We start from the raw sequence: 19,677 nt of genomic DNA, 5'->3' as shown, positions 1-19,677 counted from the left end.
TCTTTTCTGTTGGAATCGGTAAGTTACATCATCCCTTATATTACTGGCATTTGGAAAGAAGCTTGCTTCCAACAAAGTATTCCCGGAGCAAAATCAGATACTTTCTATGTAATGTTCCACCTTGCATTAAAGCAGTTTGGCAAAAGATACTGGCTTTGAGTAGGAAGTGTTGGCAAAGGGTATTAATACAATTATGCATACCTGTTTAACTGTGGAGGTTTACCTATTGAAATTAAGCGTTCTTGATCAATCAGTCATAAGTAAAGGGGACTCGGCAAGCACCGCTTTACAAAAAACAGTAAAACTGGCTCAACTGACTGAAGACCTGGGCTACACTCGTTTTTGGGTAGCGGAACATCATAATACGAATGGAATAGCAGGGTCCTCTCCAGAGGTCCTGATTTCTCATATAGCTTCAAATACTAGGAAAATCCGTGTAGGTTCGGGCGGTGTTTTGCTTCCTCAGTACAGCCCCTACAAGATTGCTGAAAACTTCAAGCTACTAGAAGCCTTGTTTCCGAACCGCATTGATGCAGGAATTGGGCGTTCACCAGGCGGTTCCGCTACAACCCGATTGGCCCTCACAGATGGATTAAGGAAAAGCCTGAATGAATTCCCACGTCAGGTTAAGGAGCTGCAAGGCTTTTTAGTGAACCATTTACCCATAGACCACCCTTACCATGACGTCAATGCCTTTCCTGAGACAGGCAGCATACCGGAAGTGTGGCTTTTAGGGATTACACATCGGGGGGCAAGGCTGGCCGCAGAAAATGGTACAGCTTTTACTTATGGACATTTTATCACTCCGGTTAATGGAGAACAGGCCCTGGACTATTACTATAAAAACTTTCAGCCCTCGCCCATGCTTGCACAGCCTAAAGCAAATGTATGCGTGTTTGTTGTTTGTGCCCCAACACAGGAAAAAGCTGAAGAAATCGCCCTAAGCCAGGATATGTGGCTGTTATCAGTTGAAAAGGGTGGAGACACGAGAATCCCTGCCGTCGAAGAGGCCAAAAACATACCCTTAACAAAAGATGAACGAAAGAAGATACAGGAAAATCGAAAACGCATGATTATAGGTACACCCCAAATGGTTAAGGATGAAATTCTTAGATTGAGTGAAATGTACAAAACTGAGGAATTCATGATTATCAACAATGTATATAACTTTCAGGACAAAATTACAACCTACACATTATTGGCTGAGGCGTTCCTTTAAACAAAAGGACGGTTCTTTTGCAGAAGGATGCAGAAGAACCGTCCTTTTTACTTTTATTTATTACAAGCGATTTACGGTGGTGGACGCGCTTGGCTGTCCCGGCATAGTCAGCCAATGCTGCTGGCTGACTTCTGTATGACATTCCTTCCCGGGTACCGCAAATTGGACGAGGTGACCGGCGGATTTCAGGAATCCGATTTCATGATCATCTCCACGCGCCCGAGCATGGGGAAGACAGTCCTTGCTTTGAATCTAACTTTTAAAAATGCCATTCAGGACGTGAGGCAGTGGGGGACGGGAGGAAGGTACTCGTTTACCTGTAGCTAATCACGGGCAATCCCAGCACCAGCAAAGGATTATGTCTTTTATAATGAGTATTCGGATTTTAAGGAAGATATTGTATTAGATATTTATATTGAATAAACATTGTGAGAGAATATATTTAGCTACGGAGCAGCATTCGTGGGTAAATAAAGGTCGATGAGTTTTGTCACATTGAAGTACAGCAGCCGGTTAATTTGCAAACTCTTCCCCTCTTTGTATTTATTAAGGTCTATACATTCGGAAAATGTAAAGTAGTGGGATATTACATCTGAAGAAAAGGACAAAAGCAACCTAAACAAACAATATAAAGTTACTTAAAATAATTTTATTCACTAACTTCTAGAGAGGAAATGAAATATTGGAAGCTTCTAAATATATAACCTATGTAATGAGACCTAAAAAGGAAAATCATACTGAAATAAGCAAAGAGGAATATGAAGAAATCCTGACAGCAAAAAAAAATCTTGTTAATGTTCTCTACATTGAAGATAAGTTTAATTTGATAATGGAAAACTATATTGAATTAGAACATGACCTATTAAAAATTACTTTAGACAGTGTTTATTCTCCAGAACAAATGTTAGATTGGTCCCTTTCGGTTAATAAGGTACATCTTATAAATCGAAGATTAATTAATTTACTTACGACAACAAGACTATATTTAGATCAGGTACTACATGATTTAAATATGATATCTCATAAACAACAAGGATTAATAGAAAATATTAAGGAACTTACGCATTATGAATATGATAATGTTATTGGCTATCGTGTAATGGAAGCACTAAGGAACTACGTACAGCATAGGGGTTTACCTGTACATGAATTACAATATTCCAAAGATAGAGTAAAACATGAAAGTTCTATATCGCCGTTTATTAAATTAGATATTTTGGAAGATGATGGGAAATTTAAGAAAACTATCTTAAATGAGCTAAAGGAGCATGGTAAAAATAAAATTAACATTAAGAATTATATAAGAGAATATATTCAATCACTTTTTAAAATTCATCAATTTATTAGACAAGAATTAATAAAGGATGTTGAAAAATGGGAAGGAACTATCAATAATGCTTTCTTACCCCATAAAGAAAAGTATGATGAGGTGAAAGTCATTGGGATTGGTCAAGAACTCAATGAAGGATTCATAAGTCATCGATTATATCTTACATCAGATTTCAGCAGAAGAAGAAAGTGGTTAGAGCTAAAAAACTCTGATTTATCTAATATAACTAACAAAATAGTTACTTCAAAAGCAGAAGATTAAGCCCTAAAACCAGCTTAATCTTTTTTCAGTCCCTAATCGTTTGCTCACTAATACACTATCCGTCAAAAAAATACTTGAACTACATTTACGCAAGGGTTACCAACTTTAATGTAAATTACAATAACCCGTTAACCCTTGATATTAACGGGTTTTCTAGTTACCATTATTGTCCTTGAACACCATTGTATGCAGTGAACAAAGTTGGTAACTCAAAAGCAATGTTGGTAACCAAAAAACAAAGTTGGTAACCGACTAAAACATTGGAAGGATCGAGAAGGTTACATTACGTATGCTCCTCGGTCCTTTTTATTTAATTAATCAATCCTATAAAACTACAGCGGTTAATTCTTCACAAAAACTCTCCGTTTAATGGAGGTATCCGTTAGGCTTTAAATATTTAGATTCTTTTTAATGGTTTCCCATTCTTTAGTAACTGTTGGATTAATTTTATGAAATGCTTTTTTCGACAAGTGTACGCCCATACCAGCAATAACAGTTTCATACTGAGATGAGATCAAGTAATGTAGCGACAGCATTATTATTATCTTTAACACCATTGGTAATAAAAAATTGCCTATAATCTTTCAGCAATCCGTTACAGGTAGAACGTAATATTTCCAATTTAATGTGATTAATAATTAATCCTGTTGTAAAAACAGTCTGAGCTATAATTGCAAGGAAGCTTAAATCAATTCTTTCTATAAGAACGATTAATGTTAGAAACAAAGCATAAAGGAATAGGTTTCTTCTAGCTTCCTTCGCCATTGCTGTTGTCACATTAAATGTGAATAGTGTATTTTCGTAACCATTTAAGCCTAGTCTAATCATAGAAGGTTCATGGGAGTTGTTATAGTAAAGATTCGTAACTTCGTCATCTAACTTGACCCCAAGAGAGTTGGATAAGAAATGCAATCTTCTTTTTCCCTGTGCAGTTCTCAGTAAAAACAAGCTGACCCAATTGCTTAAAATAAAATAAGCAAAGGTGGTGACGATAAAAACAATATTTATTGAATCAATAACTAAGAAATTACCACTCCTGCTTAAAAGGAATGCTGCAAACGAACATATTGTTGAGAGCCAAAAAAAGAAATTACTCCATTTATTGACTGCTGTTACTTCTTCAAAGAAATTATTAACCGTATCTATCCGTTCTGTTGTCAATTTTCCTTCTCCTCCGTGCCAAGCTTAAAGATTTGGGAATAATTTTTCTATTTCAGTCTGTGCTGAATAAGGCATATTACTTGCTTCATACTCTTTGGTCTTGGCGATAATCTTTTTAGCCCTGTCTACTTTATCCTTGTAGCCCTGTGGATCCAAGTAATTATAAGTTAATTTATCAAAGGTGCCGTAAACAAAATCTTTTAGGTTATAACACCCGAAATAACTTCATATATATATACCAACCTTCTATATTTGATTTATTTCTAATACATCCCCCTAAACATATTCCAACAAACAGGTACAATATCCTTTACGTCTGTTAAATAAAATTAAATATACCAAAATTTATTTGTTACACAGAATGAGTCTACTACGCATCTACGAATTGCTTATTAAACATTACATAGGCGTATTAAATGATACAAGATTCTCGTTCAATATTAAATCCATTTACTAAGATGGTCCTTCAATTTATTAAAATAGCATTTGGAGTTAACTACATTTTGCACTGGTCCTTAATAATCAAAATTCATTTGATCAGTAATTTTTCCCAACTTCATTCACACCTTTTAAATTCTTTTTTAATAATTTTAATAAAAACATTCGTTCACGAAGAAACAATAAAAGAAATTACTGATTTTAGCAAAAAAATTGATAACATAATTTCAGATTATGTCGGGTTCAAAGTAAATTTTCCTGTTAGTAAATCATCCAATTTAGATGAATTAGATGTTGGTTTAAATATAGAGTTTCCTTTTTATATAAAAAGCTTACATGATGAAATTATAGCTACACTTATGTCAATAATAGCTCAAAATTTAGAATATTGTATTAATAAAACAGAAACACTAGATGCGGATGTTTTTAATACAATTACATATTATACATCTCTATCGTTACTGTTTCCTGATTTCATTAATTGTGATATTAATGAAAAATACAAAATTATGAAATTCATAAAAGATTTAAATGAATTAGGTTCATTAACATATGAATCAAATCCAGTTGAAATAGATGCAGTTCTTATACAAGGAAATAATTTACATAAGATCTTAGATAGTATAGATGCCGATTTCATAAGAATTTCCAATGAGACAGATATTAAAGAATTTTTCCTTAGTGAAAAGCCATTTTTAAGATTAATTGATAGTAAGTCTTTAACATTAGTTATAAATGAAAGGTTTAAAATTGAAGGAATTCTGAGGAAAAAATCTGGAGGTTTGAGTTTAAATAAATTGTTAATGAATTTATTTGATAACTATTCAATGAATGACCTATTTGAAAAAGTTCAGAATACAGTTATTGATATACTCTCTAAACTCAGACACACCAAGCATGAGTCAATAGATGATGAGGGATTTAATGTAATACATAACTATACGATGGAGAGACTTAAAAAATTATCGGTACCAGAGAATATAATTCAGCCGGATTTTCTATATTTTTCAATTAACGATCGGCAACTAAACATATATAATCCTAATAATTTTGTTATTTCACATAAAAATGGAATTTGGAAATTAAAACATTATAATTTATTATTTGCTTGTGTCATGAGTTTTATTTTTAACAAACAGTTTCCATACCTAACATTTATGGATAATGATGGGGAAATAATAAATAATTTGATGATTGGTATGAGAAAATTAGCTAGCAGCATTAAAGTTTTATCTTCAGATAAAGTTAGTACAATAATAACGATTGTTGAAAATGAAGATTATAATCTTTACCTATCAGGCGAAGAGGCTAATCAAATGCTTAATAAATCCAATTTTAAAAATAATAATCTAGACAAAACATTTATTGAGATTATCAAAAATAATAATAACCATTTGAACCTTTTGAATATGGACCAATATTTGTTTGCATCTTTAGCTTCAGTTGATGGAACAATTGTGATTGATACAAATTTTAATATATTAAGTTTTGGTGAAGTTATCTCAGTTCCCAAGGAAACTAATTATAGGGGTACCTATGGAACTGGAAGTATTGCAAGTAGGGCTGCTTCAAAATATGGGGTTTCTCTAAAAATTTCTGAGGATGGAGATATAAAATTATTTAGATTTGAAGAGCCGTTACTGAATGTATAGAAAACTAAATCTTTGAAAATCTGGTCTGTCATTTTATAACGCGTTTTTTATATAGGACGTTATTGCTAAATAAACATACAGAAAAGAACAACAAATTTATCTACTGCACAGTACAAGGATACTGTGCAGTAGGAAATAAAACAGGACGATAGCCATAAACTGGTTATCGTCGAACCTCAACTATAGGGTGCTAATGTACAACAACGCACTATGAAGAAAGTTCAGGGCTTAAAAAGCCTCTGAACTTTTTTGTATGCTATTTTAACTGCTAAAGTACCTGCTAATTCAAATGCGAATTACTTTAACATTAGCGCTGAAAAGTATACGGATTTTTTGTTTTCATTTCATTATATAGCACATATATGAAACACAAGAATCGGTCCCCATGTCCCCATATCCCACCACATGTCCCATGCTATGCTATAAAATTCTTACCTCCGACCAAACTAAAAAGCTAATTATTAACAGCTCCATAGACTTCATCCATCATATCTTCCATAATCACAGTTTTAAATTCATTATTCTCCAATATCTTCATAAAGAACTCTTGATTGCTGCTCATGCGGTCAATAACGAAGTCCATAAAGGATTTTTCAAAGGCGAATTTAAAGTTTTCTTTTGAGTTGTTTTTGGCTTTTTGGCGAATGTCTTCATCATTTAACATGTCTTCTTTCACTTGCTCTCGAGAAAGGAAATCTATTTCTGTAAATTGCGTGCCAAAGCGCTCATTTAACTTATCTAACACGCTTGATAAACGAACCTTCTCATCTTCAACTGCACCACCAGCACCATGTTTCTGTGGATCTAATTGGTAGCCTCCCGTTTTCTCGAGTTCAATACTACCTTCGAATACTTTTTGATTGCGGTAGTATTCAAGTGCTACATCATCCGCCAAGTAAACGTCCTTATCTCCTCGGCCACGTGGCAGTTTACGTAACAAGTATGTTAGGTAAATATATTGCTTGTGCAGATCTAAATCAATAAATGTTACAACTTGTAGTATAAAGCCATAAGTACGTGTAAATTTCGTAGCCACTTGTTTGAATGCGAATTGTTCTTCACCCGAAAGCTTTTTAAAACGCTCCACACCTTTATCGAGAACCGCATTTAACTCGGCTTGAGCCTTCGTGGACTTCTTCACACCATCCATTACTTCAAGCTCATTTACCTTTTGCACCTCTTCTTCAGTAAATACTTGATATGGCTCTAGCTCGGCCTGCATATCATAAAGGATATTTGGATCAGAAATTTCTGATAGACTCGTGGATTCATAATAAGGCTGGAAAGACGCTTTCATGTCTTCTCGATCATTTACAAAATCCAAAACGAATGTATCGTCTTTACCTGGGCATGTACGATTTAAACGAGATAGTGTTTGCACCGCCTTAATACCGCTTAATGGCTTGTCCACATACATGGTGTGCAACAATGGTTCATCAAATCCAGTTTGATATTTCTCCGCTACAAGCAATACTTTGTATTCGTCAGAGTTGAATTTTTCAGGTAACTCTTTTTCAGAGAACTGATTCATTTCTGGCTCGGTATAATTAATCTCACCATCTTTCACAGTACCTGAGAAAGCAACTACTGTTTTTAAATCATCGTAGCCCATTTCTTTTATATACTTATCGAAAGCCATTTTGTAACGTACTGCATGTAAACGGCTCGCCGTTACAACCATTGCCTTTGCACGACCGCCAATCTTGCGCTGCACGAAATTGCGATAATGCTCAATAATAATTTCTGTTTTTTGTGCGATGCTATGTGGATGAAGTGACACGTATTGTGCTAACTTTTTCGTTGCTTGTTTTTGTGATACCTCTGGGTCATCGTCTACTGTCTTTGCAATTTTCCAGAACGTTTTATAGGTGGTATAGTTTTCAAGTACATCTAAAATAAAACCTTCTTCAATCGCTTGTCGCATTGTGTACTGATGGAATGCTACTGGCTTGCCATCAACACCAACTGTACCGAATTTCTCTATTGTCTTCGGCTTTGGTGTCGCCGTAAATGCAAAAAAAGATACGTTATCTTGCTTACCACTTTTCATTATTGATTCAACGATTTTTTCGTCCGGATCATCTAAGTTTTCTTCTGCAATACGGTCTTCCTCATAAGCTGCTTCCAATGTTTTATCTGATAAAACATTTGTTAATGCTGTTGAAGCTTTACCACCTTGGGATGAATGCGCCTCATCAATAATGACCGCATACTTTTTTCGCTCTAAGCCCGCTACTTTTTCTAGAATGAACGGGAACTTTTGAAGCGTGGTAATAATAATACGAGTCTCATTATTAATGGCACGTGCTAATTGCTCTGAATCTTTATCAATCGGCTCTACCATCCCTGCTTTATGCTCCAACTGATACACCGCATCTTGCAATTGCTTATCTAGCACTCGGCGGTCGGTAATAACAATCACACTACTAAAAATTGATTCATTGTCCTCGTTATGGAGCTTCGCTAAACGGTGTGCAAGCCACGAAATCGAGTTCGTCTTGCCCGATCCCGCAGAGTGCTGAATCAAATAATTATGACCGACAAGCTTTTGTGCTACATCTGCTTCTAACTTACGTACAACATCAAGCTGATGGAAACGGGGGAAAATGAGCATTTGACGCTCACCAATCGTTTCACCGGTTGAATCTTTAATTTCGTCTTTCTTAATAAAGATAAAGCGGTATAAAATGTCGAGCAAGCTATCTGGAGCTAAAAATTCTTCCCATAAATAATGAGTACGGTAATTGTCACCATAAGTTAACGGATTACCTTTCCCACCATTATTGCCTTTGTTAAAAGGTAGGAAGTAGGTTTTGCCTTTATCAAGCTTTGTTGTCATAAATACTTCGTCTGGATCAACAGCAAAGTAAACGGCAACACGCTCATTAAATTTGAACAGCTGCTCGCGTGGATCACGGTCCATCTTTAACTGTTTCATCGCATGTTCAACTGTTTGATTTGTTAATGGATTTTTCAATTCCATCACAACAAGCGGCAAACCGTTTAAAAACAGCACCATATCTAAGCTGTTGTTATGCTTATCACTGTAATATACTTGGCGAGCAACGTTAAAGCGGTTTTTCCCATACTGCTCATTTAATGTTTTATTCATATCCGTAGGTGGCTTATTATACGCAAGCTGTAATGTCACACCACGGTCTTTGATACCTTTACGTAAACATTCGACCAAACCTTGACGATGCAGCTGGTCTTTAATACGTTTCAAAACTTCTTCTTTATAAGAAGGACCATACGATTTCTCTAGAGCACGCATGCGTTTTTCCTGTGTATCCTCTAAAAAAGCAAATAGCTCTTCTACATCGATAGCGTGCTGTTTAAAAGTAACACTTGCTTCTCCTTCAAGTACACGCTTTTTATAGCCATTTTCAATTAAGGCCCTTTCGATATTCGTTTCAAAACCTTTTTCTGAAGTATCCACTGCCATCACAAATCACCTCACTTAATCAATTAATGTTTAAACGACCAGTTACGACATTTGAAACTAGAGTATTTCTAGTAGCTTTTAATTCTGATAACCTTCTTTCAATTTCATTAATTTTCGAATCTAAATTAATAAAATAATTTGCAATTTCATTTTGAGTTTGCACAGGGGGCACCGGTAAATACATATCTCCAAAATCTTTAAACGAAATAGGTTTACCATCTCTTAAACTTTGAGTTGTGCTGGAAATATAATCAATAAATGGTTTTGAGTAGAACACGTATTTATAAAATGCTGAGTTTAAATTTTCATTAAGCCTGAACACTGTATAGGCAGGACTTACGATCCCTTTTATTTCAGATAATTCAAAACCACTCTGGAAACTTCTTAAATGGATTACAAAATCTCCTGGTTCAACTAATTTAAAATTATCTAAGTCTTTTGTAGCCATTACAGCTCCTGTTTCCATTTCATCTCTTGGAACAAGTCCTTTTCCTTTCAACACAGAAAGTAATGTTTCATCTTCAAATCCTTTCATAGTTCTTTCATTACATAAATATTTGGCTCTAATAAAGGTCCAATCTTCATTCTTCAAATTAACCCAATAATTTTGATTGTCTCTGTTTACACTTTTAAAATTGCTATCCAAAGTTACCAATTCAGATAAGATTTTTGTAAACTCATCTTTAAATTTTAGCAGGGCCTCTTCATCAAATTTATCTTCTTTAAATTTATAAAATTTATTAATAAGATTTATTTTATATTCTATTTTTTTTGAGTTTAAATCTAACCAAGCATCTTTATAGAAAGGCTTAATTTCTTCATCGAAATACTCCGCCAGACTCGTTTTCAAGGGAACTGTTTCAAACATTCTTAAGAAAGAATCTGGCTCTATTTCTCCCTTGCTATTCATACATACATCCGCTGTTTCATCTTTTTCGGATAAACCAGCTAAAATCGCTTTTATTACAGGTGCACCAATTGGAATGCCCGCTTCTTTCAAGGCATCCTTTAGTACTTTCGTAAATTCGTCACGATTTTTATATGCTTTATCCCTTGCTAGCGTTCGTAACACATATAAAATTTGCGATTGCAGCTTTTTACCTTCTTCAATTTCAAAATGACCTGCATCACCTTTTTTCTTCGATGTTGCTAAGTTCGCAAAACCTTTTTCCTCTACGACACGTGCAAGGCGTTCTTCATTTACTTGGAAGTTTAAGCGTAATGGTCGTTCAACCGTAATTTTTGCATAGCCGAAGTCTTCATTATCGAAAATCTTCACGTACTCGTTTGGCTGTGCGTCTCCGTATAAACGAACAATCTCGTTAATTTGCTCTTCTGTAATTTCGTTACGCTTGCTACCCATAGACTTTTTCATTTTTTTCGAGAAATCTATGGCGTTAACTAAACGTACTTTCCCTTTATGAAGGGGTGCTTTATTATTTGTCAGAATCCAAATGTACGTTGCGATACCTGTGTTGTAAAAAAGGTCGTTTGGCAGTGCCACGATGCCTTCTACTAAGTCGCTTTCAAGCACATACTTACGAATTTCGCTTTCCCCAGATCCAGCATCACCTGTAAATAACGGCGAACCATTCATAATGATTGCTAAACGAGAGCCTTGTGGATTTTCTGCTGTGACTGGCTTCATTTTTGAGAGTAAGTGCATTAGGAATAGTAGCTGTCCATCACTCGTTCTTGGTGTTCCTGGACCAAAGCGACCGTCAAAACCTTGTTTCTCATGTTCTTCTTTAATTCGCTTCTCATATGATTTCCAATCCACTCCGTACGGTGGATTGGAAATTAAGTAATCGAATTTATCACGTGGGAACTGGTCATTTGATAACGTGTTCCCTAAACGAATGTTACGTGCATCTTCACCTTTAATGAGTAAGTCTGCCTTACAGATTGCATATGATTCAGGATTAATTTCTTGGCCGAAAAACTCTAAATGTGCTGTAGGGTTTTGACTAAGTAAATACTCTTGTGCTACAGAACCCATTCCACCTGTACCAGCTGCACAGTCATACAATGTTTGTGTTAAACCTGGCTTAGTTAGAATGCTTGCATCGTCATGTAAGAATAATAAATGCGTCATCAGCCGAATTACTTCCCGTGGTGTATAGTGATCCCCTGCTTCGGCATTTTCATTGAAACGACGGATTAATTCCTCAAATACATAGCCCATCTCGATATTTGACACTGTTTCTGGATGTAAATTGATTTCACTAAAGCGTTTAATCGTTAAGTACAACAAATTATTTTGATCGAGCTTATCAATTTGGCGATCAAAGTCAAAGTGATCCATAATATCACGAGCCACTTTTGAGAAACCATTTATATAGTCACGTAAATTATCAGCGATGTTATCTGAATCTGTTAATAGCTTGTTGAAATCATATTTACTTGTGTTATGGAAATTTTGCTTTGACACACGATTTAAAATTGGTGCACGAGCATCTTCATTCATTGAAGCAAACTGCTCTGCCTTTGCTAATACTTCCTCTTTTGTGCTCTCTAATACACAGTCAAAACGACGTAATACTGCTAATGGTAAAACGATTTTACCGTAGTCTTCTGGTTTATATGGTCCACGTAAAATCTCAGCGATTGACCAAATGAAGTTTACTTTATCTTGGAAGTTAATCATGTCATATACCTCATTTAATAATTTTTTGTAATCTACCTCTTATGCAGCTAGATTGAAATAATTTGAGCAATTTCTATGATGCATAACTCATTTTATCGCTCATATCACTTACTAATCTGTCAAAATAGATAACATTAACTACAATTATAAGTGTTCGTACATCAAAAAGTAATAGTAGTTACAGACAATTTCGCCAAGAGAAATAGATGACTATAAATGTATAAATAGTGCAGGTTTTAATAGATGATAGAGATTCAATTGAAGAAACATGTAGATGGCTCTACGTCTGCATTCATTTGCCGAGATAAAATGCGAATGAACTTGCTAATAGAGAATAAGTCTAATTTCGAGTGAATAGTTAATTGTGTGAAGGGCTGCTTTCGTTTGTGAGCAGCCTTATTTTCAAAAGTGGGGTGGCATTATAGGGAATGGTGATAAGCAAATTACCGCCTTAACAGTAGCCGCCGATTGATTTTAGTGAATTGGGCTAGATGCCTAAATAGGAAAACTGTCACTCCACGCTTTTTAGTGAGTGGATCATTATATTTGCAACTAGTAACTGGCGCCAAACTCATAGAAACACTTGGTTATATCTCCCAATCCCGGACTTGCATTTTTCTGTATACGACTATTATTTTCGACAGTATAATTATCCTTGGAATGTAAAAAAATTACTTTGAGGGAGCTTTAATAAATGCAGTTTGCGAATGAATTTTTATCCTATGGAATTATTGGCCTGATGGTATGTATTTTTATTGGTGTAGGTTATAAATATATTATTATTCCTAATCGATCTATAAAAAAAACCCAAAAGGAGATTATCCATAAGCTTACCGAACTTCATCAAATAGGGGATATATCAACTAGATTTATAGAATTTGAAACATGGCTCGAAAGCCAGCCGAAAAACAGTTATCTGGAAAAGGTATTTATTCCGGCTTGGAATGGTTATTATAAAAAGTTTCTTAACTTAAAACAAAACGGTGTTGTTTTTACTCCTGATGTTTATGATTTTTTTGTAGAAGACTCTTTTGTTAATAAGTATGGAAATAGGAAGCTTGTTGAGGTTATTCCAGGAATATTCTTAGCCTTAGGAATTGTTGGGACTTTTCTTGGTATAGCTATTGGTGTTTCTGGTTTAGACACAACAGGGACATCTGAAGATATGCAAGAGGGGATTGGAGTACTGCTTGGTGGGATGAGAATCAAGTTTGCCTCCTCCATTTTTGGTATTTCGCTGTCTGCTGTCTGGCAATTACTTGATAAAACAATGTACTATCCAAAGCTTACAAAAAGCTTTTCAGAAATACGTCAAGTGATGGATGAAACGTTCCCTACCCAGGAAGAAAGCACGGTTTTGTTCCAAATGTATAAAAATCAGGAGAAACAAATAACTGATTTTCAATTGTTCTTAAGTGATGTGATGATTCCTAATATGGTTTCTGGCATTTCCCAAACGATTAATCAATCGTTAACACCGCACTTGGAACAGACACAGGCTATGATGAGCGATATGATGAAAAACACTACTGCTAATCAAGTTGAAGGCATAAATTCAATGGTTGACCACTTTGTTTCTTCCTTAAGCGAAATTACCGGAGACCATATGAAGGGTCTTGGTGAGGCACTTCAGACTACGATCGAATGGCAAAAACGTGTTCATGATGAAATGAGTGATCTTGTAGAATCCATGCAAGAATCTGCCAAGGGACAATCACTGATGGTAGAAAAGACTACCGCTCTGACTGAACAAGTCCATGGATTTACAGAGAGATTAACTGATTACCAATCAGTGTTTGAAAACACAATTTCTCAATTGAACGAAACCACTGAAAAGAACAACCAGCTTCATACAGCCATATCTGATTTACTTGAGCGGATGACTGAAGAGCGAGTTGCTTTTGATAAGGTATTCAGTGAACATATCACAGCTTTAAATTCGAATGTTGATCTGGTTATCTCACAGACAGGTATTCATACAGAATTACATAATAAATTTGAAGCTAATTTAGAAAAGATTAATACTTTGACTCAAGAACAACAGAATTTGACAGAATTACTATCTAATCAGTCAGCTTTAGCCGTTGAGTCTAATACTGCTGTTGATGGTATTTTACAACAGGTTAATAATCATAGTTCACTATTTACACAGCTACAGGCTGATCTCAAAGATACTTTGGACTATGCAACTAAGGAAAGACAGAAAGTGGACGGTATGATGGATGATCTTTATGCCGGGCTAACAGACCAACTTCAACAGTTCGATGAAAGAATTCAAATCCTTAATGACACTTGGGATTCTCAAAAAGGAATTATGGAAGGATTAAATAAGCAGCTAAGTCAATCAATGAACCAGTTTACAAGTGACATGCATTTAGGGTTGCAGAAAACTTTTACTTTGTTTGACGAAGAATTATCTAAATCTGTTTCTTATCTGTCCAATGGCGTTTCGGCCATTCGGGAAGGCGTGGAAGATTTACCTGATGCTGTTGGGACCCTGAAAAACTCAATTAAAGAAATAAATAAACATGCTAGAGAACTGGTTAAGACGGGAGAATGATGAACTATGGCAAGAGGATATCGGAATGCAAATAGACATCTTTCTCACTCCTATGAAGAAGAAAAAGAAAGTTTCTGGGTATCATATACAGATTTGATGTCAGCTTTAGTCATAATTTTTGCACTGGTCCTTATGGTTGCAATGTTTAATATGCAATCAAGCTATGAAGAATCAAAAGCTAAAATTGCAGAAAAAGAAGAAGCCTTGAAGAAACAGAATGAGATGATTGAAGAAATAGTTGGGGTAAAAGCAGAAATTATTAGTGAGCTCGTTAAAGCTTTCAAAGACTCAAATTTAAATATGGAAGTAGATAGGCAAACAGGAGCGATTCGTTTTTCTGGTGGCGTTTTTTTTGAATCAAATAGCAGTGAAGTCTCAAATACAGGGGAGTTATATTTACAACAATTTATTCCTAAGTATATTGGGGTTCTTTTATCTGACCAATTTAAAGGAGAAATTGCTCAAATCATAGTGGAAGGGCATACCGATACTGATGGAGGTTATCTTTTTAATCTCAATCTATCTCAAGATCGAGCCCTTTCTGTTGTTCAAAAAATTTATGATCCGGAATTTCCTGATTTCACTCATAAAGAAGATCTTTCAAAAATCATCACAGCTAATGGCCGGTCTTATAGCATGCCGATAAAAAATAAGGATGGCAAAATAAATGCCGATAAATCTAGAAGGGTAGAATTTAAATTCCGACTTAAAGATGATGAGCTTTTAGACAAAATTCAAGATATGGTAAAAGAAGATGCAAAATAGTAATTTCTTTTTCCATTTCACATTTACACCGACTAAACTGAAGACAGAGCGGACGAAAGTTGAGAAAAAGTTTAAAAATATTGAAAAAGATATTGCAACCGGTATAGGGGAGAAGCGTCTACCTGACCTGCTCGAAAGAATAAGATTAACTTCTATTGAAGAACTTCCTTCTTTGGTAGAAGAACTGACAAAAATTGATATACGTATACTTATCTATGAATACCCTTTTGCCAACGAGAGCAAAGCTACCCGCCATAAAATTAATGAAATATTAACAGCTCGTTATACTAGTTTAGTAGGCAGGACAGCCTGGGAGCTTTTCCAACATGATACTTCGGATGAGTTTTTACAAGACTTAATTCGAAATGCATATCAAAAAGAAACCGAGACATTTGTAGGAATGAGTGATGGATTTCTTAAGGTCTTCAAAACAGTTTCTGAAAGCACTAATAGTATTATTGATGGACTGGCCCCTATTTTTCTTAACTCAAAGTTTAGAGCAGTTGAATTGTTAAAAGGATTTAAAGTAAAGGAAGGGTCACTACTTGAAGAAGAAATAACGAAGAAAATGTTCCTGAGAGGACTGCAGGAGAACTTTATAATAAACAGAGATGGAGAAGGCTTCGTTTCTAGTAAGTTGGAGCATTTTCCTACAAATGATTACAAAGAAATGCTTAAAGTATATATAGAACCAAGGGATTTTGATGAATTCCACCCAAGCATTATAAATGATGCAATAAAATTCCGGATAGGTGATCCACGTACAAGAGAAGAGGAATGGAGTTTTCTCTCAAAAGAAGCATTTTCTCAGGTGAAGAGATGGGTATTGAGACAGAACCTAGAAGAAATCTTTGCAGAGGACGCGGATAACAAACGCTTTAACTATTGGAAAAGATTTATTAGATATATGGACGATGTGGAATTACTTAAAGAACCGAAAGTGGCATTTATATATTTTAAACAATTCGTTGTCGTTGAATTTGGGAATATCGGTGCTGCTTATTTTTATCACCGAAAAGGTTTTAAGGAGTATATTCTCCCTCTCAAAAAAGGCTATAAATTCAGAAACACAAGAAGCATATCAACAAGAGAAAGTATGCTAAAAGATAGAAGACCGGAAGTGCAAGGGACCAGGCTTTATATTAACAAATTAGACCATCGAGGAAATTGGGAACCAAAGTTTGAGGAATACATGCAGGTATACCTATATAGCGTAGATTGATGAGGGATAAATTATGCCAAGACTTTTCAATTTTTTACGAAAAGAAAATAAAAATGATATTATCCCGCAAGTTACTATTGAGACCAAAAAGGTAATCGCTGGAATAGAGTATTTGCTAAAACGGGAGAATGTCAAATTAACATTGCCACTTAAGCTATCCATTTTAGAATTAAAAATGCAACAAAGCATTGATTTGCTCGAAATACTAGAAGAGTTATGGCTGGATGAAGCTTTGGTAGAAAGCAATCAAGGATACTTGCTGCCTTATTCAGTTTTTAAAGAACTTCCTTCAGAGGTGAAGGGAGTTCTTGGCATACCTGAACCTGCTACTTTGGAATTGAAGCTTGGCCACGAAGGAGCTGTCGGGTTACAGAATTTCAAATTTGTTTTAGAAAAAAGCTTTGGCCAATGGAAGCATATAGAGAAAAGTGCGCCCCGTATTGGCCCATGGATTAATCTCCACGATGGCACAGAACTTTTAATAGCAGAAGAGCCTTATAATTTAGAGCTTTTAATTGAGGAAATGCCTGATCCGAAAGATAAAAATAAAATCTTTTCTTATGTAGCCGAAATTAGGAATAAAGCGCTTCGAATGAATATTCCTTTGGATGACTATCTTCAAAAGCAGGAATATTTATTTGTAAATGAATTTGATTTAGATATATCCCATGAAGATCAAGAAATAAGCTTTGAACCAAAATATCAATCAGCTGATGAAATTCCAGAAGGCCTTCTGGAAGAAATGAGCAAAAATGCCAGTATCTATGCCGCTGGAAATGATAATAAGAAAGTCTTTGTCCAGCAGGAAGTTCAGCAAAAGGTAAAACAATTAAAGGATTTAGAGCCGGTTAGAGGAACGGATATCCCCAGGTTCATTGAAAATCCGGAGTCTTTTTTGCCTGATATTGAAGATCTTGATCTAACTGCTTTTAGCGAACGAGTTAAAAATCTTGGTATTCAAGTGTACAAGGCTCAGCCTTTCGTGCACGCAAGTGAGAAAGAGCGTGGATGGTTTGAATTGGACCTTGGCTTTAACGTTTTAGACGAAGAGGGCGAAAATCATGGTACGTTTGGTTTTGGAGAGATTGAAAGTCTGATTGAAAAAGCCAAGGAACAAGGTGATCAATACATTGAGTGGAACGGACAATGGCTAAAAGTTCCACAAGATTCTGAGGAATTTTTGAGTTCATCTAAAAAACTCCAAAATGAAGTGGGCGACCTAAATAATGTAGTGGATATTACTAAACTTCCATATGTGCTAGAGATATTTGAGAACATAAATCACCTTGAATTTAATCAGCCTATTTTGGAAGCGCAGCAGCAGCTTAAGGATCTAGATGTTCTAAATCCATTACCACCTTATCCTTTTCAGGCAACCTTAAAGCCTTTTCAGCAGGATGGATTTGTTTGGATGAAATCTCTTCACTTTAGAAGGATCGGAGGGCTTTTAGCAGATGATATGGGGCTGGGAAAGACCATACAAGTAGTCTCATTGCTGTCCTATTTGCATAAAATTGGTCAGCTAACACCTGTCCTGATAGTTGTCCCAAAAACACTGATAGGAAACTGGGAAAAAGAGCTATCAAAGTTTTCTCCGGAGTTGCTCCATTCCTTTTACATTCATACAGGAAGCAACCGTTCAAAAAATCCTTCATTCTTAAAGGGTATTGGAATTACTTTAACCACATACCAAACGCTTGTTAAAGATCAATTGCTTTTTGGCCAGGTTGATTGGCAGGCTGTCATTTGTGATGAAGCGCAGGCAATTAAAAACCCTTCGACTGCAGCCTCCAAAGTGATTAAGGCAATGAAGTCCAGGTTCCGTTTGGCAATGACAGGAACACCAGTTGAAAACAGTTTAAGTGAACTGTGGTCGATTATGGATTATGTCCAGCCGGGATTGCTGGGAAGTCTGAGTGAATTTAAAAAAGAGTTTGTTAACAAGTTGGAAGAGGGAGACCAAGAGGGTAAGGTTGAAGAACTCTTAATGGAGAGGCTTTCAAGAGTGTACAAACGAAGGACTAAATCTAAAGAGTTAGGCGATCAGTTACCTCCAAAGAGCATTGTGGTAAGAGAAGTGCCAATGGGACCTGTCCAAATGGAGCTATATAAAGAAGTAATCACGCTTGTTAAACAAAAAATGTTGAGCGGTTTAGAGGCAATCCAAAAACTAAAAGCATTATCCTCTCATCCCGCATTAATAAACGATAGTTATTTGAACCTGTCAGTTAAAGAAGTACCAAAATTAGAAGAGACAATGAGAATAATAGAGGAAGTCCAGGCAAAAGGGGAAAAGGTACTTATCTTTACAGAATATCTAAACATGCAGCAACTTCTGCGTAGATATATTCGTGAAAAGTTCGAAATAAATCCATTGATTATTAATGGTATGACAGGCAGAAGACAGGAAGTGGTAGATATGTTTAACTCCAAACCAGGTTTTGATGCCATGATCCTTTCGCCAAAAGCGGCAGGAACGGGACTGACTATCACTGCTGCCAACCATGTTATTCATTATACAAGATGGTGGAACCCTGCAGTTGAAAATCAGGCAACAGATCGTGTGTATCGGATTGGACAAGATAAGCCGGTGACCGTCTATTATCCAATCGTTACAGATCAGCAGGGTATATTACGTGAGGGTACCGTAGAACAAATAGTTCATCGAATCTTGGTAGAAAAGCAGGAACTGGCCTCTAGTGTTATAGTGCCGAGTAAGAAGGTCAGGATTGAGGATGAGGTATTGAAGGGAATGCAGGTGCATTAGGACAATACGCTCTGCTTCTTTTAAAGCGACAAGGGCACGGTTCCGTTGTCTCGAAATAAGTAAAGATATGTTGCTTTTGCGTCGTCATAACCGTCCCGCTGTAGCGCTTTTTTTCTATCCATCAGATTATCCTTTAAAACTGCATTTTGTTGAAGAGAACCGTTAACCTAAAAAAGTAATATAGACAAAAAGGGCATGCTAAAGGGAAAA

General features: G+C 35.7%; 10 protein-coding genes and 1 pseudogene. 8 read left to right on the top strand and 3 right to left on the bottom strand.

Annotated elements, in window-relative coordinates; translation table 11 throughout:
* The first annotated feature begins 226 nt into the window (after positions 1 to 226).
* The 3 genes from AC3EBE_RS04640 to AC3EBE_RS04630 all read left to right on the top strand — a co-directional run bounded on the left by AC3EBE_RS04640 (position 227) and on the right by AC3EBE_RS04630 (position 2,810).
* Positions 227 to 1,219 carry an LLM class flavin-dependent oxidoreductase gene (locus tag AC3EBE_RS04640; RefSeq protein WP_488593836.1) on the top strand — a complete coding sequence of 331 codons (993 nt, stop codon included), beginning with the start codon at positions 227 to 229 and terminating at the stop codon, positions 1,217 to 1,219.
* A 27-nt stretch (positions 1,220 to 1,246) separates the two neighbouring features.
* Positions 1,247 to 1,546: a DnaB-like helicase C-terminal domain-containing protein gene (locus AC3EBE_RS04635; protein WP_488593835.1), complete on the top strand. Its 300-nt coding sequence runs from the start codon at positions 1,247 to 1,249 to the stop codon at positions 1,544 to 1,546.
* 355 nt (positions 1,547 to 1,901) lie between these two features.
* Positions 1,902 to 2,810, top strand: coding sequence for a hypothetical protein (locus AC3EBE_RS04630; protein WP_488593834.1), 909 nt, complete (start codon positions 1,902 to 1,904; stop codon positions 2,808 to 2,810).
* Positions 2,811 to 3,308: 498 nt separating this feature from the next.
* Here AC3EBE_RS04630 and AC3EBE_RS04625 read toward each other — a convergent pair whose 3' ends face one another.
* Positions 3,309 to 3,971: a hypothetical protein gene (locus AC3EBE_RS04625; RefSeq protein ID WP_488593833.1), complete on the bottom strand. Its 663-nt coding sequence runs from the start codon at positions 3,969 to 3,971 to the stop codon at positions 3,309 to 3,311.
* Positions 3,972 to 4,387: 416 nt separating this feature from the next.
* Between AC3EBE_RS04625 and AC3EBE_RS04620 the strand changes: the two genes are divergently transcribed.
* The gene (locus AC3EBE_RS04620; protein ID WP_488593832.1) at positions 4,388 to 6,061 is read left to right on the top strand and encodes a hypothetical protein; all 1,674 of its coding nucleotides are present in this window, start codon (positions 4,388 to 4,390) and stop codon (positions 6,059 to 6,061) included.
* 454 nt (positions 6,062 to 6,515) lie between these two features.
* Here AC3EBE_RS04620 and AC3EBE_RS04615 read toward each other — a convergent pair whose 3' ends face one another.
* Positions 6,516 to 9,506, bottom strand: a complete 2,991-nt coding sequence (locus AC3EBE_RS04615; RefSeq protein WP_488593831.1) for a type I restriction endonuclease subunit R — start codon at positions 9,504 to 9,506, stop codon at positions 6,516 to 6,518.
* A gap of 780 nt (positions 9,507 to 10,286) precedes the next feature.
* A pseudogene (locus AC3EBE_RS04610) lies at positions 10,287 to 12,153 on the bottom strand (type I restriction-modification system subunit M); the annotation flags it as partial.
* Positions 12,154 to 12,847: 694 nt separating this feature from the next.
* Here AC3EBE_RS04610 and AC3EBE_RS04605 point away from each other — a divergent pair.
* From AC3EBE_RS04605 to AC3EBE_RS04590, 4 genes are read left to right on the top strand one after another with little or no spacing between them, the layout of a single operon-like run.
* Positions 12,848 to 14,713, top strand: coding sequence for a hypothetical protein (locus tag AC3EBE_RS04605; RefSeq protein ID WP_488593830.1), 1,866 nt, complete (start codon positions 12,848 to 12,850; stop codon positions 14,711 to 14,713).
* 6 nt (positions 14,714 to 14,719) lie between these two features.
* Positions 14,720 to 15,478 (top strand): OmpA/MotB family protein, encoded by a 759-nt coding sequence (locus AC3EBE_RS04600; RefSeq protein WP_488593829.1) that lies wholly within the window; start codon positions 14,720 to 14,722, stop codon positions 15,476 to 15,478.
* Positions 15,468 to 16,700, top strand: coding sequence for a hypothetical protein (locus tag AC3EBE_RS04595; RefSeq protein WP_488593828.1), 1,233 nt, complete (start codon positions 15,468 to 15,470; stop codon positions 16,698 to 16,700). Before AC3EBE_RS04600 ends, AC3EBE_RS04595 begins: the two co-directional genes overlap by 11 nt.
* Before the next feature lie 13 nt (positions 16,701 to 16,713).
* Positions 16,714 to 19,467, top strand: a complete 2,754-nt coding sequence (locus tag AC3EBE_RS04590; protein ID WP_488593827.1) for a DEAD/DEAH box helicase — start codon at positions 16,714 to 16,716, stop codon at positions 19,465 to 19,467.
* Positions 19,468 to 19,677: the final 210 nt, after the last annotated feature.

It is taken from the genome of Mesobacillus sp. (genome assembly GCF_057785455.1).
This window is presented reverse-complemented; position numbering and strand designations above follow the sequence as displayed.

Excerpts from the sequence above, each read along its gene's own strand:
- AC3EBE_RS04635 (WP_488593835.1), top strand. The coding sequence starts at position 1,247 with ATGCAGAAGAACCGTCCTTTTTACTTTTATTTATTACAAGCGATTTAC.
- AC3EBE_RS04620 (WP_488593832.1), top strand. The coding sequence starts at position 4,388 with ATGATACAAGATTCTCGTTCAATATTAAATCCATTTACTAAGATGGTC.
- AC3EBE_RS04615 (WP_488593831.1), bottom strand. The coding sequence starts at position 9,506 with ATGGCAGTGGATACTTCAGAAAAAGGTTTTGAAACGAATATCGAAAGG.
- AC3EBE_RS04605 (WP_488593830.1), top strand. The coding sequence starts at position 12,848 with ATGCAGTTTGCGAATGAATTTTTATCCTATGGAATTATTGGCCTGATG.
- AC3EBE_RS04600 (WP_488593829.1), top strand. The coding sequence starts at position 14,720 with ATGGCAAGAGGATATCGGAATGCAAATAGACATCTTTCTCACTCCTAT.
- AC3EBE_RS04595 (WP_488593828.1), top strand. The coding sequence starts at position 15,468 with ATGCAAAATAGTAATTTCTTTTTCCATTTCACATTTACACCGACTAAA.
- AC3EBE_RS04590 (WP_488593827.1), top strand. The coding sequence starts at position 16,714 with ATGCCAAGACTTTTCAATTTTTTACGAAAAGAAAATAAAAATGATATT.